This is a genomic window from Streptococcus oralis (assembly GCF_026782285.1).
GTDB lineage: Bacteria > Bacillota > Bacilli > Lactobacillales > Streptococcaceae > Streptococcus > Streptococcus oralis_CG.
The window spans coordinates 351,522-367,834 of the sequence record NZ_JAKUWG010000003.1; the positions used below are offsets into that span (position 1 = coordinate 351,522).

Genomic DNA, 16,313 nt, shown 5'->3' on the forward strand with positions numbered 1-16,313 from the left:
TTGATTTCCTCTTTTCTTTTTCTCAAACGTTCTTGTCCTATGAACGTTTCCATTTAATCACATATTTTTCGCTGACATCGACCAACTTCATACCCAGAAGGCTGATAATCGACACCAGAATAATAATGGCAAACATAGTATCATACTGAAACAGTTTCTTGGACTGAATCATGTAAACACCTAGTCCTTCAAAGCCTCCCAACCACTCAGATACCACTGTTGTGATAAAGGCGTAGGAGACACTGACCCTCAGACCTGCATAAAAGTAGGGCAGGCTGACAGGGATTTTAAAATGCCACAGGATTTGCCAAGGCTTGGCCCGCATCAGACTAAACAAGGTCAGCATATCCTTGTCACAATGCCTAAATCCATCTAAAATACTGACGATGATAGGGAAAGTTGTTGTCAAGATAATCAAGACAATCTTGGGCAAAATCCCATAACCTAGCCACAAGACCAGAATAGGGGCTATGGCAATGGTAGGAATGGTCTGAACAACCACCATCATAGGGTAAATCAAGTCATTGAGCCAAGCCAGACTGTCCATAAGCACCGCCATGAGACAGGCAATCAAGACTCCTAAGACTAGTCCGAGTAAAGCCACTCTCAAGGTCGCCCAGCTATGGTGCCAGAGAAATTCTCTGTCACGAACAAAGGCCTGGAGAATTTCAAAGGGAGTTGGCAGGATAAACTTGGGTAAAAGTTTGAATATTCCTGCTAACTGCCAGACCGACAAGATTCCTAGAAAGCCTAAAAGACTAATCTGCCGTCTCATCATACTTTTCAAGTTTCTCATCGATGCTTAAAATCTCTCCTATATTTATTTTGACATTGGCAAAGACATTATTCGCTTCCTGCCCTGCCACTTCTAGCGCTTCTTTGAGAATGCGCATAAGCTCATCAAACTCCCCTTCCAAGACCGTTTCAAAGGGTGTCACCACCATGGTCACGGACTGAGCTTGCAGATAAGCAATCACCTGATCGATAATAGCAATCCGGTCAATCCCCTGTGATAGGGGCAAGACTTGCAAGGCAATGCTTGCTTTCATAAAAACCTCCTTTTCTCAGGCTTCCTTTTAACAAAAAGAAAACCTTTCCCATATATACGGAAAAGGTGCAGAATTCGGCTAAGTATCCTTCCCTACGCTGGCATTACCCAGATCAGGTGCGGTCGAAGTTTAACACTTCCTCTCAGACTGTACACAGACTCCCGTATATTATATGGGTATATGATAGCCTAAAAAAAGAAAGAAGTCAAGGGAAACTGCTTGCACAAACTCATGAAAAAGAGTTTGAAGGCAAGTACTTCAAACTCTATCATATCTTTCTTATTTAGCCTCGTACCAAGTTGCTCCTTCATTCTCATCAGCGATGAGGGGAACACTGAGCTGGATGGCTTCTTCCATGGTTTGTTTCACCAGCGCTTTGACCGCTGCTAGTTCTGCCTTCGGAACCTCAAGGACAATTTCATCGTGCACTTGCAACAGCATCTTGGTCTGATAACCACCCGCTACCAAAGCCTTGTCTAGCTGGATCATAGCAATCTTGAGAATATCTGCTGCTGAGCCTTGGATAGGAGAGTTGATGGCAGTTCGCTCTGCAAAACCACGAATGTTAAAGTTGCGCGAATTGATATCTGGCAACTCACGACGACGCTTGAAGAGAGTCTCTACATAGCCCTTATCACGCGCCTCACGCACCACCTCATCCATGTAGTTTTTAATACCTGGGAAACGTTCAAAATAGGTATCGATGTAGGCTTTAGCTTCCTTACGGCTGATGCCCAGATTATTAGACAAGCCAAAGTCTGAAATCCCGTAAACCACTCCAAAGTTTACCGCCTTGGCATTACGACGGTCGTTTGGAGTCACATCCTCAGGGCGTTCAATTCCAAAGACCCGCATGGCTGTTGAGGTATGGATATCAGCTCCTTCTTGGAAAGCCCTGATTAAGTGCTCGTCTTTAGAGATATGGGCCAAAACGCGCAATTCAATCTGTGAATAATCCGAGCTAAGAAGAACACTATCCTCCCACTCAGGTACAAAGGCCTTACGAATGAGACGGCCTTGCTCCAAACGAACAGGGATATTTTGTAAGTTTGGATCTACACTAGACAAACGTCCGGTCTGGGTCAAATCTTGCACGTAGCGCGTGTGAATCTTGCCATCATCCAAAATCCAATCCTGCAAACCAATCACATAGGTAGATTGAATCTTCGCAATCTGACGGTAATCGAGGATTTTCTTAACAATCGGCGCAATAGGAGCCAATCGCTCTAGCACATCCACGGCTGTTGAGTAACCTGTCTTAGTTTTCTTGGTGTATGCTAGAGGAAGACCGAGCTTTTCAAAGAGCAGCACGCCCAACTGCTTAGGGGAATTGATATTAAACTCCTCACCAGCTAACTCGTAGATTTCTTGAGTGAGTTGCTCAATGACGACCTCATTTTCAGCCTGCATCTCAAGAAGGGTTTCTTTTTTGACCTTGATCCCAGCGATTTCCATTTTGGCAAGGACAAAAGCCAGAGGTTGCTCCATGTCATAGAGAAGATCTAACTGTCCATGTTCACTGAGTTTTTCAAGCAAAACAGGCTCTGTCTCAACCAATACTGCAACCTTGCGAGCCAAGTACTCCAAGAATTTCTCTCTCTCAGGGATAGCTTTCTTGACCCCCTTACCATAGAAAGTCTCATCATCGACCAAGTATGTTTGACCGTAGAGACTAGCAATTGTTGAGATTTCATTATTCTCAACAGTAGAGAGGAGGTATTTTGCCAAACGACTGTCAAAAGCAGGGGCCTGCAGGTTCAAGCCCAAGCGATTTAAAAGAACCTTCGCTTTCTTAAAGTCATACACTTTCAGAGGTGTTTTTTCTAAAAATTCCTTGAGAATCGGCTCCTGCAAGAGATCAAGTTTGTCTGTAGCGTAAAGTTTATCCCCACAAGACCAAGCAAAACCAACCAAGTCATCTGTATGGTAGTTCTCACCAAAGAGTTCAAAGTGGAAGATAGAGTCGGAACTCAGCATGTCTTGACTGACGTGGTCAACGATAGTGAAATCCAAACTTTCAGGCGCATCCGTTGATGACACATTTAGAGTTTGCTTGAGCTGTTTGAAGCCCATCTGATCGTAGAATTTCCCGAGATTTTCCACATCTGGGCCATTATAGACCAAATCATCAAGGCCAATCTCAATCGGTGCCTTGGTATCGATAGTTGCCAGTGTTTTAGACAAAAAGGCTTGTTCCTTGTCATTGATGAGATTTTCCTTCATCTTAGAAGCCTTCATCCCATCGATATTTTCATAAATACCCTCTAGCGAACCATGCTTCAGCAAGAGCTTGATACCCGTCTTTTCACCGATTTTCGTGACGCCAGGGATATTATCAGACTTATCCCCCATGAGGGCCTTAAGATCGATAAACTGAGCTGGTGTGAGACCCATCTTTTCCATAAGGTAATCTGGTGTAAAGGCCTCAAACTCAGCCACACCTTTCTTGGAAATCTCAACCACTGTATGCTCATCTGTCAACTGAATCAAGTCCTTGTCTCCGCTGACAATGGTCACATCAAAAGCTTCCTTTTCAGCCAAGCGACCTAGGGTCCCGATGATATCATCTGCTTCATACTGGGCCAACTCATAGTGGCGAATCCCAAGATGATCTAGCAACTCACGAATGAAGGGAAATTGCTCACGAAACTCATCTGGAGTTTTAGCACGACCACCCTTGTAGTCTGCATACATCTCTGTTCGAAAAGTCGTCTTACCTGCATCAAAAGCTACCAAAACATGACTGGGCTCAATCCGCTCTAATACATGATTCAACATGAGTTGAAAGCCATAGATTGCATTGGTATGAAGGCCATTAGCATTTTTAAAACGATCCAACTGCTGATAGAGCGCAAAAAAAGCTCGAAAGGCAACAGAAGATCCATCAATTAATAATAGTTTTTTCTTGTCCATACACCCATTATAAAGGAAAGAGGGGAAAAATACCATCGGAAAGAATAGGCAAATGGTAGCGAAGTTCACTTTTTTATATTCTTTCTAGATTCTAGCTCCGTTACTGTCCACTCGATAGCCATCCACAGTGGTATTCACTGCTAAAGCCCCTGAAGCATTGACGTAGTAATACTTTCCTCCTACTTGGAACCACTGGCTAGACTTCATAGCCCCTGAACTCTCCAGATAATACCATGTTCCATTTTCCTTGAGCCAGCCTGTCTGCATCTCCCCTGATGCCTTTAGATAGTACCAATGCGAACTATCCTTCACCCAACCTGTTGACATGGTTCCATTGTCTTTAAAGTGATACCAACTGCCATTTATTTTCTTCCAACCAGTTGCGAGTTTCCCGTTCTCACGGTAATTCCAAATACCGTTTTGCTTCTTCCAACCATTCTCCACCGATTCTGTCTCCATATACTGGACGTATCTCCTCATTCCACTATAGGACAGGTAACTAAGCCACTTATAACCGTCCTTTTCTACGATTTGATCGTAGCTAACATTTTCACCAGGATAGTAGTAGTCAATAACTTGCGCTGTACTTGACGGCTGGTTTCTAATAGCGGACTTTTGAGTAAACGTATGAGTCCCACTAGACGCCAACCCTGACCTGATAGGATTTCCAGTTCTACCACCATTCCCTACCAAGTCCTTAAAATGGATAAAGCCTGTCATAGAGCTAGCTTTTACGCTGCGACGATTGTATTTCTCCCTAACTCCATAGTTATACTCTTCGATCTCAATCGTATCCCCTGATACATTTGATACCCAGGCCACATGCCCATAATAACCTTCTGTCGACCAAGCAATTGAACCAATTTCAGGTTTGCTATCAACACGGTAGCCTTCTCGCCTTGCACGATGTCCCCATTCATTCGCATTACCATAAGCAGGCGGAATTTCAAAGCCATTTACACTACTCAAACGAAAGGCTGCAAAAGAGGTACACTGGCGAGAATACATCCGCCACTGATCGATTTCTACACTACCATTTTTGTAATGAAGCGGATAGTCATCTCCACGCGCTACACTGTCGGCCTGAACCGATTCCCCACCAAACAAAAAGGTACTCGTAATGAACAAAGTAGCCAGCCCTACACTCAACTGAGTACATCTACTTTTCTTAACTCCTGATTTTAAAAACGTCATTCATTCTCCTTAATAATATAAATTTCCGAGGTTACCCTCCTTTATACTATTCGGGAGAAAAAGAAAAAAGTGAGCAAAGCCCACTTCATTTTAAGATTCTTTGTCTAGATAGCGAATCAAGTTCTTCTCTGTCAAGATATCTGAGTAGGTGAAGGATTCAACATAGACATTGGCTTGTTTGTCTCCTTCAACATCCCCAAATTCAACGATAAATAGAGATGGATAAACCTCAATTAGCTTACCCAATCTATTTTTTTGGCGCTTACGGCCGTTTTCCAAAGTCATTTCAACGACTTGTCCCTCATGCGCCTTGATCTCTTCTTTGATTTTTTTCATCTTGGCTACATCTGTAAATGCATCTGACATCTTATGCCTCCCTCTTTGAGATACTTGAAAATTTATTGTATTCTTTTTGGAAAATCAATTCCACCGTTCCACGAGCTCCACTACGGTTTTTCTCGATGATAACCTCTACCTTGTTATTTGGAATTCCTTCCTCTTCTTCACCCGCACGATCGTAGTAGTCGTCACGGTATAGAAAGGCTACGATATCCGCATCCTGCTCAATAGAACCCGATTCACGAATATCAGACAAGACTGGTCTCTTATCCTGACGCTGTTCCACTCCACGAGATAACTGACTAAGAGCAATGACTGGAACCTTTAGCTCTTTAGCTAGAATTTTCAACTGACGAGAAATTTCAGAAACTTCTTGTTGGCGGTTCTCACGACCAGTCCCTGTGATAAGCTGTAGGTAGTCTATCAAAATCAATCCTAGATTGCCCGTTTCTTGAGCTAGTTTGCGTGAGCGCGAACGAATTTCCGTGATTCGAATCCCTGGCGTATCATCGATATAGATACTCGCGTTGGCTAGGTTCCCTTGAGCAATGGTATACTTTTGCCACTCCTCATCAGTCAATTGACCTGTACGTATAGAATGGGACTCCACTAATCCTTCGGCCGCCAACATACGGTCTACTAGACTTTCCGCACCCATTTCCAGCGAAAAGATAGCAACCGTCTTGTCCAACTTAGTCCCAATGTTCTGAGCAATGTTCAAAGCAAAGGCTGTCTTACCGACCGCAGGACGAGCTGCGATAATAATCAGTTCCTCCTCATGGAGACCTGTCGTCATATGATCCAAATCACGGTAGCCCGTTGCAATACCCGTGATATCCGTTGTTTGTTGTGACCGAACTTCTAGGTTCCCAAAGTTGATATTTAGAATATCACGGATGTTCTTGAAACCACTACGATTGGCATTTTCGCTAACATCAATGAGTCCCTTTTCAGCTTGAGCAATGATTTCATCTACAGGCTTAGAAGCCTCATAGGCTTGGTTGACAGAGTCTGTCAACTTGGAAATCAAGCGACGTAGCATAGCCTTTTCGGCTACGATTTTAGCATAATACTCCGCATTAGCTGAAGTTGGTACAGAGTTGACAATTTCAACAAGATAGGACAAGCCACCAATATTTTGGAGATCCCCTTGGCTATCCAAAATCGTTCGAACTGTCGTCGCATCAATCGCCTCTCCACGATCCGACAAGTCTACCATCGCTTGGAAAATCAACCGATGAGCATACTTAAAGAAGTCTCGAGAATCAATGTATTCTCGGACAAAAACGAGCTTGCTCTCATCTATAAAAATAGCCCCCAAAACAGATTGTTCGGCCAAAATATCCTGAGGTTGAACTCGCAGTTCCTCTACTTCTGCCATCCGATTTTCCTTCCTTTTACAATCTTGTAAAGAAGTTGTAAACTTACCCTTCTTTTACACGAAGATTGATGAGACTTGTAACATCTTGGTAGATTTTCACTGGTACATCAATCAAACCTACTGCTCGAATTGGTGCTTTTACTTGAATATGACGCTTGTCAATATTGATACCAAACTGCTTTTGCAATTCTTCTGCAATCTTCTTATTGGTGATTGAGCCAAAGGTACGGCCATCTGGTCCAACCTTTTCAACAAACTCTACAACAGTTTCTTCTGCTTCAAGCTTGGCTTTGATTGCTCTTGCCTCTGCTAACATCTCTGCATGAGCCTTTTCCTCTGATTTTTGTTTTCCACGCAATTCACCGATTGCCTGAGCAGTCGCTTCCTTAGCCAAATTCTTTTTAATCAGGAAGTTTTGGGCGTAGCCAGTTGGTACTTCCTTGATTTCGCCTTTTTTCCCTTTTCCTTTGACATCTGCTAAAAAGATTACTTTCATTCTTCTTTCTCCTTTTCCTTTAGTTCATCTAAGACAAGTTGAGTCAATTTTTCTCCTACTTCTGACAGACTCATATTCTCGATTTGCGCAGCAGCTAGATTAAAGTGACCACCACCACCCAACTCTTCCATAATGCGTTGGACATTGATTTTACTGCGGCTTCGAGCCGAGATTGAGATAAATCCTTGTGTATTTTTTGCCAGAACGAAACTAGCCTCAATACCGGACATAGCCAGCATAGCATCGGCAGCCTTACTGATAACAACGGTGTCATAAGTGGTTGAGTCCTTAGCTTGAGCAATTAAGACATCTGAACCCAACTTACGACCTTGTAAAATGAGTTCATTTACCTCTCGGTATTCCTCAAAATCTGTCGCAGCAATCTCCTGGATAGCAATACTGTCACTTCCACGTGTTCTGAGGTAGCTAGCCACATCAAAGGTTCGACTCGTCACGCGAGATGTGAAATTCTTGGTATCCAGCATCATACCAGCCATCAAAACACTGGCCTGCATACGACTCAAACGATTTTTCTTAGAATTTTGGAACTGAATCAATTCTGTGACCAACTCACTCGCACTACTTGCTCCACTTTCGATATAGGTGATTACTGCATTCTCTGGAAAATCCTGATCACGTCGATGGTGGTCAATGACAATGGTTTGAGTGAACAGTTCGTAAAAATCTTTCGACAAGGTCAAAGCCGTCTTGGAATGATCCACTAAAATCAACAAAGAGCGCTTGGTGACCAATCTCATCGCATCAGCCAGAGGCAAGAGCTTAGTGACACCCTCTTTTTCCAAGAATTTGACGGCACGCTCGATATCTGGTGACATTTGATCTGCATCGTAGACCGCATAGCTATTTTCAGTGATATTGCTCGCAAACAACTGCATGCCAACCGCAGACCCCAAGGCATCCATATCCAGATTCTTATGACCAACTACAAATACCTGATCCACACTGCGAATCTTATCTGAAATAGCTGTCATCATCGCTCTCGTACGTGTTCTTGTTCTCTTAACAGAGGCTGCGGAACCACCACCAAAGTAGACTGGATTCTTGGTTTCATCATTTTCCTTGACAACCACCTGGTCCCCACCACGAACCTCAGCTAAGTTCAAGTTTCTTAAAGCAACTTTCCCTATCTCATCATGATTTCCATCACCATAAGAAAAGCCCATGCTCAAGGTCAATGGCAGCTGTCTCTGTTTTGCCTCCTCACGAAAGGCATCAATCACAGAGAATTTATCATTCATCAAGCCCTCTAGAACTGTGTAATCAGTAAATAAATAAAAGCGGTCCATACCCACACGCCGAGAAAACATAGCATACTTACTAGCAAATTCTGAAACAAAATTTGCCACAAAACTATTGATATGACTAATATCGGAGTCGGAGGTTGCATCTTCTAGATCATCGTAGTTGTCTACCGAGATAACCCCAATCACTGGTCGACTGGTTACCAATTCGACAGTTGCTTCGTACTCCCCAGAAACATCAAAGAAATACAAAACACCCGAAACCTTGTCCATATGAACGGCATAGCGTGTTTCCCCCAAGTTAGCATAAGAACCAGGGTTCCCCACAGAAGCCTTGATGATAGTTTGAATCAAGTCAACATCAATTTCGCCTTCTTCAGTCGTCAAAATCAACTCAGCATAAGGATTAAACCATTCGACTTCGCCACTAGATAAGTCTAATTTCAGAACACCAACTGGCATTTGATCGAGCAACGTGTTCAAGCTATCTTCCGCTTGATGGTTTACGTATTGGATTTGTTCAATTTCGCTCTTTTCATACTGTTTTTTTTGCCAGATGAATAAAAGCAGATAAAGAAGTACAAATAAAAACAAGGCACTGATTGTTACAACATTATTTTGTGAAAAAATAATCAGCATTGTTAAGGTTCCGAAAGTTGCAATCCCTAGTAGAACCGCAGAAATCGGATTTAAATTATTTTTTTTCATTCTAAACCTCTTGCGCATTATTATATCACAAAAGCCCTTAAAAAGCGACCTTTAAAAAGTGGTAAGCCTCCTTTTCCTTATTGATTTTTTTATGGTTTTAATGCAAAAAGAGAATAAGCTCATTATCCTCCTGCACTAAGATTACTATCATCTAACGTTCCACGATAAGAGCTGTTCCCATTCCCCCTCCGATACAGAGAGTTGCTAACCCAGTTTTAGCATCACGCTTCATCATCTCATGTACCAGAGTCACTAAGATACGACAGCCTGAAGCTCCAATCGGGTGACCAAGAGCAATCGCACCACCATTGACATTGACAATATCTGTGTTAAATCCAAGTGTTTTCCCAACCGCACAAGCCTGAGCAGCAAAGGCTTCATTTGACTCAATCAAGTCAAGAGCATCAACTGTCAAATTACCTTTTTCAAGAGCTTTACGAGTCGCATAAATCGGTCCACATCCCATCATCTTAGGATCCAAACCTGCACTTGCATACGAACGAATGCGCGCAATGACTGGAAGTCCTAATTCTTCAGCTTTTTCAGCACTCATGACCAAGACAGCCGCCGCTCCGTCATTGATACCTGAGGCATTTCCCGCTGTAACAGAACCGTCTTTTTTGAAAACAGGACGTAGCTTAGACAGACTCTCCAAGCTAGCATCTTTTCTAGGAAATTCATCTGTATCAAAGACGATAGGATCGCCTTTACGTTGAGGAATGACCACCGGAACAATCTCTTCCTTAAAACGTCCAGATTCTATAGCCGCCACTGCTCGTTTTTGAGATTCCAAAGCAAGCGCATCTTGATCATCCCGGCTAATACCATATTCTTCTGCCACATTCTCAGCTGTAATCCCCATATGGTATTCGTTAAAGGCATCAGACAAACCGTCCTTAATCATGGTATCTACCACTTTTGAATCTCCCATACGGCCACCCCAACGGAAGCTTGGCAAAACATATGGTGCCTGACTCATGTTTTCTGCGCCACCAGCTACGATAATATCTGCATCGCCACATCGAATCGCTTGAGCAGCCAACTGCACTGCCTTCAACCCAGAACCACAAACCTTATTGATGGTAAAGGCTGGTGTAAACTCAGAAAGTCCCGCATGAATGCTCATTTGGCGAGCCACATTTTGTCCTAAACCAGCGCCAAGGACATTCCCCATAATCACTTCGTCTACTTGCTCTGGTTTAATATTGGCTTTTTCCAAAACACTCTTAATTACCAAAGATCCCAAATCAACAGCTGAAACATTCTTCAAGCTTCCTCCAAAGGAGCCTATAGGAGTCCGCACTGCCGAAACAATCACCACGTCTCTCATAACTACCTCCATTTATACCTCTTATAATGGTGCAATACAAAAGTGGTTTACAATTGTGTAAACCACTTTTACATAGTTGTCAAGATCTTATGATTCCTTAACTTCTAGCAAACCAACTTCACCATCTTCGCGGCGATACAAAACATTTGTTGTTTGATCTTCTACATCTACATAGATAAAGAAATCATGTCCCAACAAGTCCATTTGAAGAAGAGCTTCTTCCAAATCCATTGGTTTTAAATCAATTTGTTTTGAACGAACCACTTTTGGCTGCACAACATTTGCATCTTCAACTAGAGCATCTGTAAAGAGTTGGCTTGTTGCAACCTTATTTTTATTCTTGCGTTCGATTTTTGTTTTATTTTTTCGAATCTGGCGTTCAATTTTATCTGTTACAAGATCGATAGAACCATACATATCTTGAGAAATATCTTCTGCACGAAGGGTAATTGATCCAAGTGGAATTGTTACTTCAACTTTTGCTGTTTTTTCACGGTAAACTTTCAAGTTGACACGTGCATCCAACTCTTGTTCAGGTTGAAAATATTTTTCGATCTTTTCGAGTTTAGAAACTACATAATTGCGAATTGCTTCTGTTACTTCTAGGTTTTCACCACGGATACTATATTTAATCATATAAGTACCTTCTTTCTAAACATTTTTATTTTTCTAACTATATTATAACGCTTTCATTTTCATTTTGCAAATTTTTTCCTTATCTTACAAGAGAAAAAGTTTTGACTTCCAAAACACCTGCCTCTTCAAAAAGTCGCTTCACACGATTGATAGTCGCCCCTGTCGTATAGATGTCATCAATAACCAAAATCTTCTTAGGAAGAGGGGCTTCCGTTTTAATATAAAAGGGAATTTCCGTAGCTAATCGTTCTGAGCGATTCTTAGAAGAACTAGCCTTCTCTTCTCTTTTCCCTAGTAAATCTTGAAAGGAAAACCCTGCCGTCTCAACCAAACCTTCAACCTGATTAAATCCTCTCTCAAGCAATCTTTCAGGACTTAGGGGAATTACCACAAATTCATAGTCTCTATACTTTTTCAACTCATCTGCAAGTACAGGAGTAAAAACCTTTCTAAGCAGAAAATCCCCATCAAACTTATATCGACTAAAGAAGTCTTTCATAGCTTGATTATAGGTGAAGATTGCTTTATGATCAACTTGAATCCCATCTTCACACCAAAGTTTACAATCTTGACACGTTGTTGACAACCCTCTTTTCATGCAGTTTGGACAATGGTCTTCACCAATCTTCTCAAAAGTAGAATCACAAGCTGAGCAAAGATAGTTGTGCTCATTCTTAAACAGTAAGAGGTGACTAAATGTCAAGTCACTCTTTGTTGTCTGGCCACATAATAAACAGTTCATAATCCCGCCTCCTTGTTCATCTGCTTGATTTCCTTGATTGCCTTTTTGATGGAAGTATTTAATCCATCATGAAAGAAGAGCAACTCACCAGTTGGTCTGTCCATACTACGCCCAACTCGCCCTCCAATCTGAATCAAGCTAGACTTTGTAAAGAGACGATGATTAGCTTCTATAACGAAAACATCCACACAAGGGAAGGTAACTCCACGCTCTAAAATTGTCGTACTGATAAGTATCGTCAACTCTCCATCTCGAAAAGCTTGCACCTGCTCTAATCGATTTTCTGCGACAGAGGAAACAAAGCCTATATTTTCATTTGGAAACTGTTCCTGCAATATTTCTTTTAGTTTCTCGCCTTTTTTAATTTCTGATGCAAAGATTAACAATGGATAACCTGTTCTTCTCTGCTTCTCAATAGCGGTCTTTAACTTGGGTGACAACTGACTCTTATCTAAGTAACGATTAAAATCCGATAACCAAACTGGCTTTGGAATAATCAATGGATTTCCATGAAATCGTCTTGGCAAGCTCAATCGTTTTAATTCTCCTGTGCGAACCTTCTTATCTAACTCATCTGTAGAAGTCGCTGTAAGGAATATCTTTAACCCCTCCTCCTTTACACATTGGTTTACAGCGTAGTAAAGTATAGGGTTGTCAACATAAGGAAAGGCATCTACTTCATCTACTATCAGCAAATCAAAAGCATGATGAAATTTTAACAACTGGTGAGTCGTTGCAACAACTAGTGGAGTTCGAAAATAGGGCTCTGATTCGCCATGAAGCAGTGCTATCTCACAAGCAAAGTCATTCTGCAGTCGCTTATACAATTCCAAACATACATCAATTCGAGGACTGGCCAAACACACTGCACCACCATTATTGATTACCTTGGCCACAACTTGATAAATCATCTCCGTCTTTCCAGCTCCTGTTACAGCATGAACCAAGGTCGGTTCTTTCTTTTCGACTGCTCGAATCAATCCCTCTGACACCTTCTCCTGAAAAGGGGTTAACTTACCACGCCACTTAAGAACATCTTGTTTAGGAAAATCTTCCTGCGGAAAATAGTATAAGGCTTGATCACTCCTGACTCGCTTCATCAGCAAACACTCCCTACAATAGTATGCGCCAATAGGCAAATACCATTCTTCTAAAATCGAACTATTACAACGTTGACAGAAAAGTTTTCCCTTCTCTTTTCTCATTGTTGGCAGTTTCACGGCCATCTGACGTTCTTCTTTAGTTAATTCTTTCTCAGTAAACAAGCGACCGAGATAATTTGGATTTACTTTCATACTTCTTTATTCGTAAAAATCTAGCGCTTTAGGTATTTTTTTAGTACAATAAAATCATGGAATTTAGAACAATTAAAGAGGACGGGCAGGTCCAAGAAGAAATTAAAAAGTCACGCTTTATCTGTCATGTAAAGCGTGTCTATAGTGAAGAAGAGGCTCGTGATTTCATCACGACCATCAAAAAAGAACACTACAAAGCTACCCATAACTGCTCTGCTTTTATAATAGGGGAACGCAGTGAGATTAAGCGCACGAGTGATGATGGTGAACCTAGTGGTACTGCTGGAGTTCCAATGCTTGGTGTCCTAGAGAATCACAATCTTACCAATGTCTGCGTAGTGGTTACTCGCTACTTCGGAGGAATTAAGCTAGGTGCTGGTGGTTTAATTCGTGCTTATGCAGGTAGTGTAGCCTTGGCTGTCAAAGAAATTGGCATTATTGAAATCAAAGAGCAGGCTGGTATAGCCATTCAAATGTCTTATGCTCAGTATCAAGAATATGGCAATTTTCTTAGAGACCATCATCTCATGGAACTAGAAACAAATTTCACAGATCAAGTTGATACGATGATTTATGTTGATAAGGAAGAGAAAGAAAATATCAAGGCTGCTCTTGTGGAGTTTTTTAATGGAAAAATTACTTTAACAGATCAAGGTTTACGAGAAGTTGAGGTTCCTGTAAACTTAGTGTAAACAAAAATATAGATAGCACCTACTAAATTTATTCGCAGATTTACAGCTCAGACCTTTGATATAAAAAAATCCTATCGCTTTGATAGGATTTCTATATTTTACAAATAGCCTTGAGCGCGTTATACTAGTATCATCTTATACAAAGAGGTATATCTATGGCTATTTATAACAATATCACTGAACTAATCGGACAAACACCGATTGTTAAACTTAACAACATTGTTCCAGAGGGTGCTGCAGATGTTTATGTAAAACTTGAAGCTTTTAACCCTGGATCGTCAGTAAAAGACCGTATTGCCCTTAGCATGATTGAAAAAGCGGAACAAGATGGTATTCTAAAACCGGGTGCTACCATTGTTGAGGCAACGAGTGGAAATACTGGTATCGGACTTTCTTGGGTAGGTGCTGCTAAGGGATATAAAGTTGTTATCGTCATGCCCGAAACGATGAGTGTGGAACGACGTAAGATTATCCAAGCCTATGGTGCTGAACTCGTCCTTACTCCTGGTAGCGAAGGAATGAAAGGCGCAATTGCCAAGGCTCAGGAGATCGCAGCTGAACGTGACGGCTTCCTTCCACTCCAATTTAACAATCCAGCTAATCCTGAAGTACACGAAAGAACAACAGGAGCTGAAATACTGGCTGCTTTCGGTTCTGATGGACTAGATGCTTTTGTGGGTGGTGTTGGTACTGGTGGAACGATTTCAGGTGTTTCTCACGCTCTTAAAGCAGCAAATCCAGACATTCAAGTTTATGCAGTTGAGGCAGACGAGTCAGCTATCTTGTCTGGTGAAAAACCAGGACCTCACAAAATTCAAGGCATCTCAGCTGGATTTATTCCTGATACACTTGATACAAAAGCCTATGACGGTATCGTCCGTGTAACATCAGATGATGCACTTACGCTTGGCCGTGAGATTGGTGGAAAAGAAGGCTTCCTTGTTGGGATTTCCTCAGCTGCAGCGATTTACGGGGCAATTGAAGTTGCCAAAAAATTAGGTACAGGTAAGAAAGTCCTTGCTTTAGCACCAGATAACGGCGAACGTTATCTGTCTACAGCACTCTATGAATTTGAAGTGTAGTCTCCTAAATGCACTTAGCCCTTATTATAGGGCTTTTTCTTTGTTCAATTTAAAGAAAAATCTAAGTTCCCTACAGCAAAAGAAAAAGGAAGCAAATTGCTTCCTCTTTTATCATTAGTTATTCAAGGCTGCTGCCATTGTAGCTGCAACTTCAGCTTCGAAGTCATTTGCAGCTTTCTCGATACCTTCACCAACTTCAAAGCGAGCGAACTCAACTACTGAAGCGTTAACTGAATCAAGGTATGCTTCAACTGTCTTGCTATCGTCCATGATGTAGACTTGAGCAAGAAGTGTGTATGCTTGGTCAACTTTGGTGTTGTCAAGCATGAAGCGATCCATTTTACCTGGGATGATTTTGTCCCAGATTTTTTCTGGTTTGCCTTCTGCAGCCAACTCAGCTTTGATGTCAGCTTCAGCTTGAGCGATTACTTCTTCAGTCAATTGTGCTTTCGATCCATATTTTAAGTGTGGAAGGGCTGGTTTGTTAACCATTGCACGGCTTTCGTTGTCTTGGTCGATTACGTGGTTCAATTGTGCTAACTCATCTTTAACGAATTGAGCGTCCAATTCTTTGTATGAAAGAACTGTTGGTTTCATCGCTGCGATGTGCATTGACAATTGTTTAGCAAGAGCTTCGTCTCCACCTTCGATAACTGAGATAACACCGATACGACCACCATTGTGTTGGTAAGCTCCAAAGTGTTGTGCATCTGTTTTTTCGATCAAAGCAAAACGACGGAATGAGATTTTTTCCCCGATAGTTGCTGTTGCAGACACATAAGCTGCTTCAAGAGTTTCACCTGAAGGCATTGTCAAAGCAAGTGCCTCTTCGTTGTTAGCTGGTTTTCCTTCAGCGATTACTTTAGCAGTTGCATTTACCAATTCAACGAATTGAGCGTTTTTCGCAACGAAGTCAGTTTCAGCATTTACTTCAATTACTGCTGCAACGTTACCGTTAACATAAACACCAGTCAAACCTTCTGCAGCAACGCGGTCAGCTTTCTTAGCTGCTTTCGCCATACCTTTTTCGCGAAGCAATTCAATCGCTTTTTCGATATCGCCGTCTGTTTCTACAAGCGCTTTTTTAGCGTCCATAACACCAGCACCAGATTTTTCACGCAACTCTTTTACAAGTTTAGCTGTAATTTCTGCCATTTTGATTCTCCTATATTTTTTAAAAATAGGAGAGCCGGG

The 16,313-nt window shown here is 41.8% G+C and carries 15 protein-coding genes and 1 riboswitch; of the genes, 2 read left to right on the forward strand and 13 right to left on the reverse strand.

What is annotated here, in order from left to right:
• Nucleotides 1–37: 37 nt before the first annotated feature.
• From MK403_RS04015 to MK403_RS04070, 12 genes are all read right to left on the reverse strand, one after another.
• Complete coding sequence (locus MK403_RS04015) at nt 38–796, reverse strand: ABC transporter permease (RefSeq protein ID WP_268709022.1); 759 nt, start codon at nt 794–796, stop codon at nt 38–40.
• Entirely contained in the window at nt 759–1,049 is a 291-nt protein-coding gene (locus tag MK403_RS04020) for a thiamine-binding protein (RefSeq protein ID WP_268709023.1), read from the reverse strand. The genes MK403_RS04015 and MK403_RS04020 overlap by 38 nt, the downstream gene beginning before the upstream one ends.
• Nucleotides 1,050–1,121: 72 nt before the next feature.
• Nucleotides 1,122–1,224, reverse strand: a riboswitch (TPP riboswitch).
• 104 nt (nt 1,225–1,328) lie between these two features.
• Nucleotides 1,329–3,962, reverse strand: coding sequence for a DNA polymerase I (gene polA, locus MK403_RS04025; RefSeq protein WP_268709024.1), 2,634 nt, complete (start codon nt 3,960–3,962; stop codon nt 1,329–1,331).
• A gap of 84 nt (nt 3,963–4,046) precedes the next feature.
• The gene (locus tag MK403_RS04030; RefSeq protein ID WP_268709025.1) at nt 4,047–5,156 is read right to left on the reverse strand and encodes an SH3 domain-containing protein; all 1,110 of its coding nucleotides are present in this window, start codon (nt 5,154–5,156) and stop codon (nt 4,047–4,049) included.
• A gap of 90 nt (nt 5,157–5,246) precedes the next feature.
• Nucleotides 5,247–5,522: a Veg family protein gene (locus MK403_RS04035; protein WP_223332188.1), complete on the reverse strand. Its 276-nt coding sequence runs from the start codon at nt 5,520–5,522 to the stop codon at nt 5,247–5,249.
• A 1-nt stretch (nt 5,523) separates the two neighbouring features.
• A complete protein-coding gene (gene dnaB, locus MK403_RS04040) occupies nt 5,524–6,876 on the reverse strand; it encodes a replicative DNA helicase (RefSeq protein WP_000852473.1) in 1,353 nt (450 codons plus the stop codon).
• 43 nt (nt 6,877–6,919) lie between these two features.
• Complete coding sequence (gene rplI, locus MK403_RS04045) at nt 6,920–7,372, reverse strand: 50S ribosomal protein L9 (RefSeq protein ID WP_268709026.1); 453 nt, start codon at nt 7,370–7,372, stop codon at nt 6,920–6,922.
• Nucleotides 7,369–9,342 carry a DHH family phosphoesterase gene (locus MK403_RS04050; RefSeq protein WP_223327249.1) on the reverse strand — a complete coding sequence of 658 codons (1,974 nt, stop codon included), beginning with the start codon at nt 9,340–9,342 and terminating at the stop codon, nt 7,369–7,371. The genes rplI and MK403_RS04050 overlap by 4 nt, the downstream gene beginning before the upstream one ends.
• A gap of 151 nt (nt 9,343–9,493) precedes the next feature.
• Nucleotides 9,494–10,672, reverse strand: a complete 1,179-nt coding sequence (locus tag MK403_RS04055) for an acetyl-CoA C-acetyltransferase (RefSeq protein ID WP_268709055.1) — start codon at nt 10,670–10,672, stop codon at nt 9,494–9,496.
• 87 nt (nt 10,673–10,759) lie between these two features.
• On the reverse strand, nt 10,760–11,308 hold the full coding sequence (gene hpf / locus MK403_RS04060; RefSeq protein ID WP_000599119.1) for a ribosome hibernation-promoting factor, HPF/YfiA family: 549 nt from the start codon (nt 11,306–11,308) through the stop codon (nt 10,760–10,762).
• A 79-nt stretch (nt 11,309–11,387) separates the two neighbouring features.
• Nucleotides 11,388–12,050 (reverse strand): ComF family protein, encoded by a 663-nt coding sequence (locus MK403_RS04065; protein ID WP_268709027.1) that lies wholly within the window; start codon nt 12,048–12,050, stop codon nt 11,388–11,390.
• Nucleotides 12,047–13,345: a DEAD/DEAH box helicase gene (locus MK403_RS04070; protein WP_268709028.1), complete on the reverse strand. Its 1,299-nt coding sequence runs from the start codon at nt 13,343–13,345 to the stop codon at nt 12,047–12,049. Before MK403_RS04070 ends, MK403_RS04065 begins: the two co-directional genes overlap by 4 nt.
• A 56-nt stretch (nt 13,346–13,401) precedes the next feature.
• Here MK403_RS04070 and MK403_RS04075 point away from each other — a divergent pair, with 56 nt between their 5' ends.
• Nucleotides 13,402–14,037 (forward strand): YigZ family protein, encoded by a 636-nt coding sequence (locus MK403_RS04075; protein ID WP_268709029.1) that lies wholly within the window; start codon nt 13,402–13,404, stop codon nt 14,035–14,037.
• Between the two features lie 155 nt (nt 14,038–14,192).
• A complete protein-coding gene (gene cysK, locus MK403_RS04080) occupies nt 14,193–15,119 on the forward strand; it encodes a cysteine synthase A (RefSeq protein WP_125449743.1) in 927 nt (308 codons plus the stop codon).
• A 114-nt stretch (nt 15,120–15,233) separates the two neighbouring features.
• Here cysK and tsf read toward each other — a convergent pair whose 3' ends face one another.
• Nucleotides 15,234–16,274, reverse strand: coding sequence for a translation elongation factor Ts (gene tsf, locus MK403_RS04085; RefSeq protein WP_235097559.1), 1,041 nt, complete (start codon nt 16,272–16,274; stop codon nt 15,234–15,236).
• Between the last annotated feature and the right edge of the window lie 39 nt (nt 16,275–16,313).

Bases quoted from the DNA above. Each gene is read 5' to 3' on its own strand.
- MK403_RS04070 (WP_268709028.1), bottom strand. From the start codon at position 13,345: ATGAAAGTAAATCCAAATTATCTCGGTCGCTTGTTTACTGAGAAAGAA.
- MK403_RS04030 (WP_268709025.1), bottom strand. From the start codon at position 5,156: ATGACGTTTTTAAAATCAGGAGTTAAGAAAAGTAGATGTACTCAGTTG.
- MK403_RS04020 (WP_268709023.1), bottom strand. From the start codon at position 1,049: ATGAAAGCAAGCATTGCCTTGCAAGTCTTGCCCCTATCACAGGGGATT.
- tsf (WP_235097559.1), bottom strand. From the start codon at position 16,274: ATGGCAGAAATTACAGCTAAACTTGTAAAAGAGTTGCGTGAAAAATCT.
- MK403_RS04055 (WP_268709055.1), bottom strand. From the start codon at position 10,672: ATGAGAGACGTGGTGATTGTTTCGGCAGTGCGGACTCCTATAGGCTCC.
- hpf (WP_000599119.1), bottom strand. From the start codon at position 11,308: ATGATTAAATATAGTATCCGTGGTGAAAACCTAGAAGTAACAGAAGCA.
- MK403_RS04065 (WP_268709027.1), bottom strand. From the start codon at position 12,050: ATGAACTGTTTATTATGTGGCCAGACAACAAAGAGTGACTTGACATTT.
- MK403_RS04075 (WP_268709029.1), top strand. From the start codon at position 13,402: ATGGAATTTAGAACAATTAAAGAGGACGGGCAGGTCCAAGAAGAAATT.
- polA (WP_268709024.1), bottom strand. From the start codon at position 3,962: ATGGACAAGAAAAAACTATTATTAATTGATGGATCTTCTGTTGCCTTT.
- MK403_RS04050 (WP_223327249.1), bottom strand. From the start codon at position 9,342: ATGAAAAAAAATAATTTAAATCCGATTTCTGCGGTTCTACTAGGGATT.
- cysK (WP_125449743.1), top strand. From the start codon at position 14,193: ATGGCTATTTATAACAATATCACTGAACTAATCGGACAAACACCGATT.
- dnaB (WP_000852473.1), bottom strand. From the start codon at position 6,876: ATGGCAGAAGTAGAGGAACTGCGAGTTCAACCTCAGGATATTTTGGCC.
- rplI (WP_268709026.1), bottom strand. From the start codon at position 7,372: ATGAAAGTAATCTTTTTAGCAGATGTCAAAGGAAAAGGGAAAAAAGGC.
- MK403_RS04015 (WP_268709022.1), bottom strand. From the start codon at position 796: ATGAGAAACTTGAAAAGTATGATGAGACGGCAGATTAGTCTTTTAGGC.
- MK403_RS04035 (WP_223332188.1), bottom strand. From the start codon at position 5,522: ATGTCAGATGCATTTACAGATGTAGCCAAGATGAAAAAAATCAAAGAA.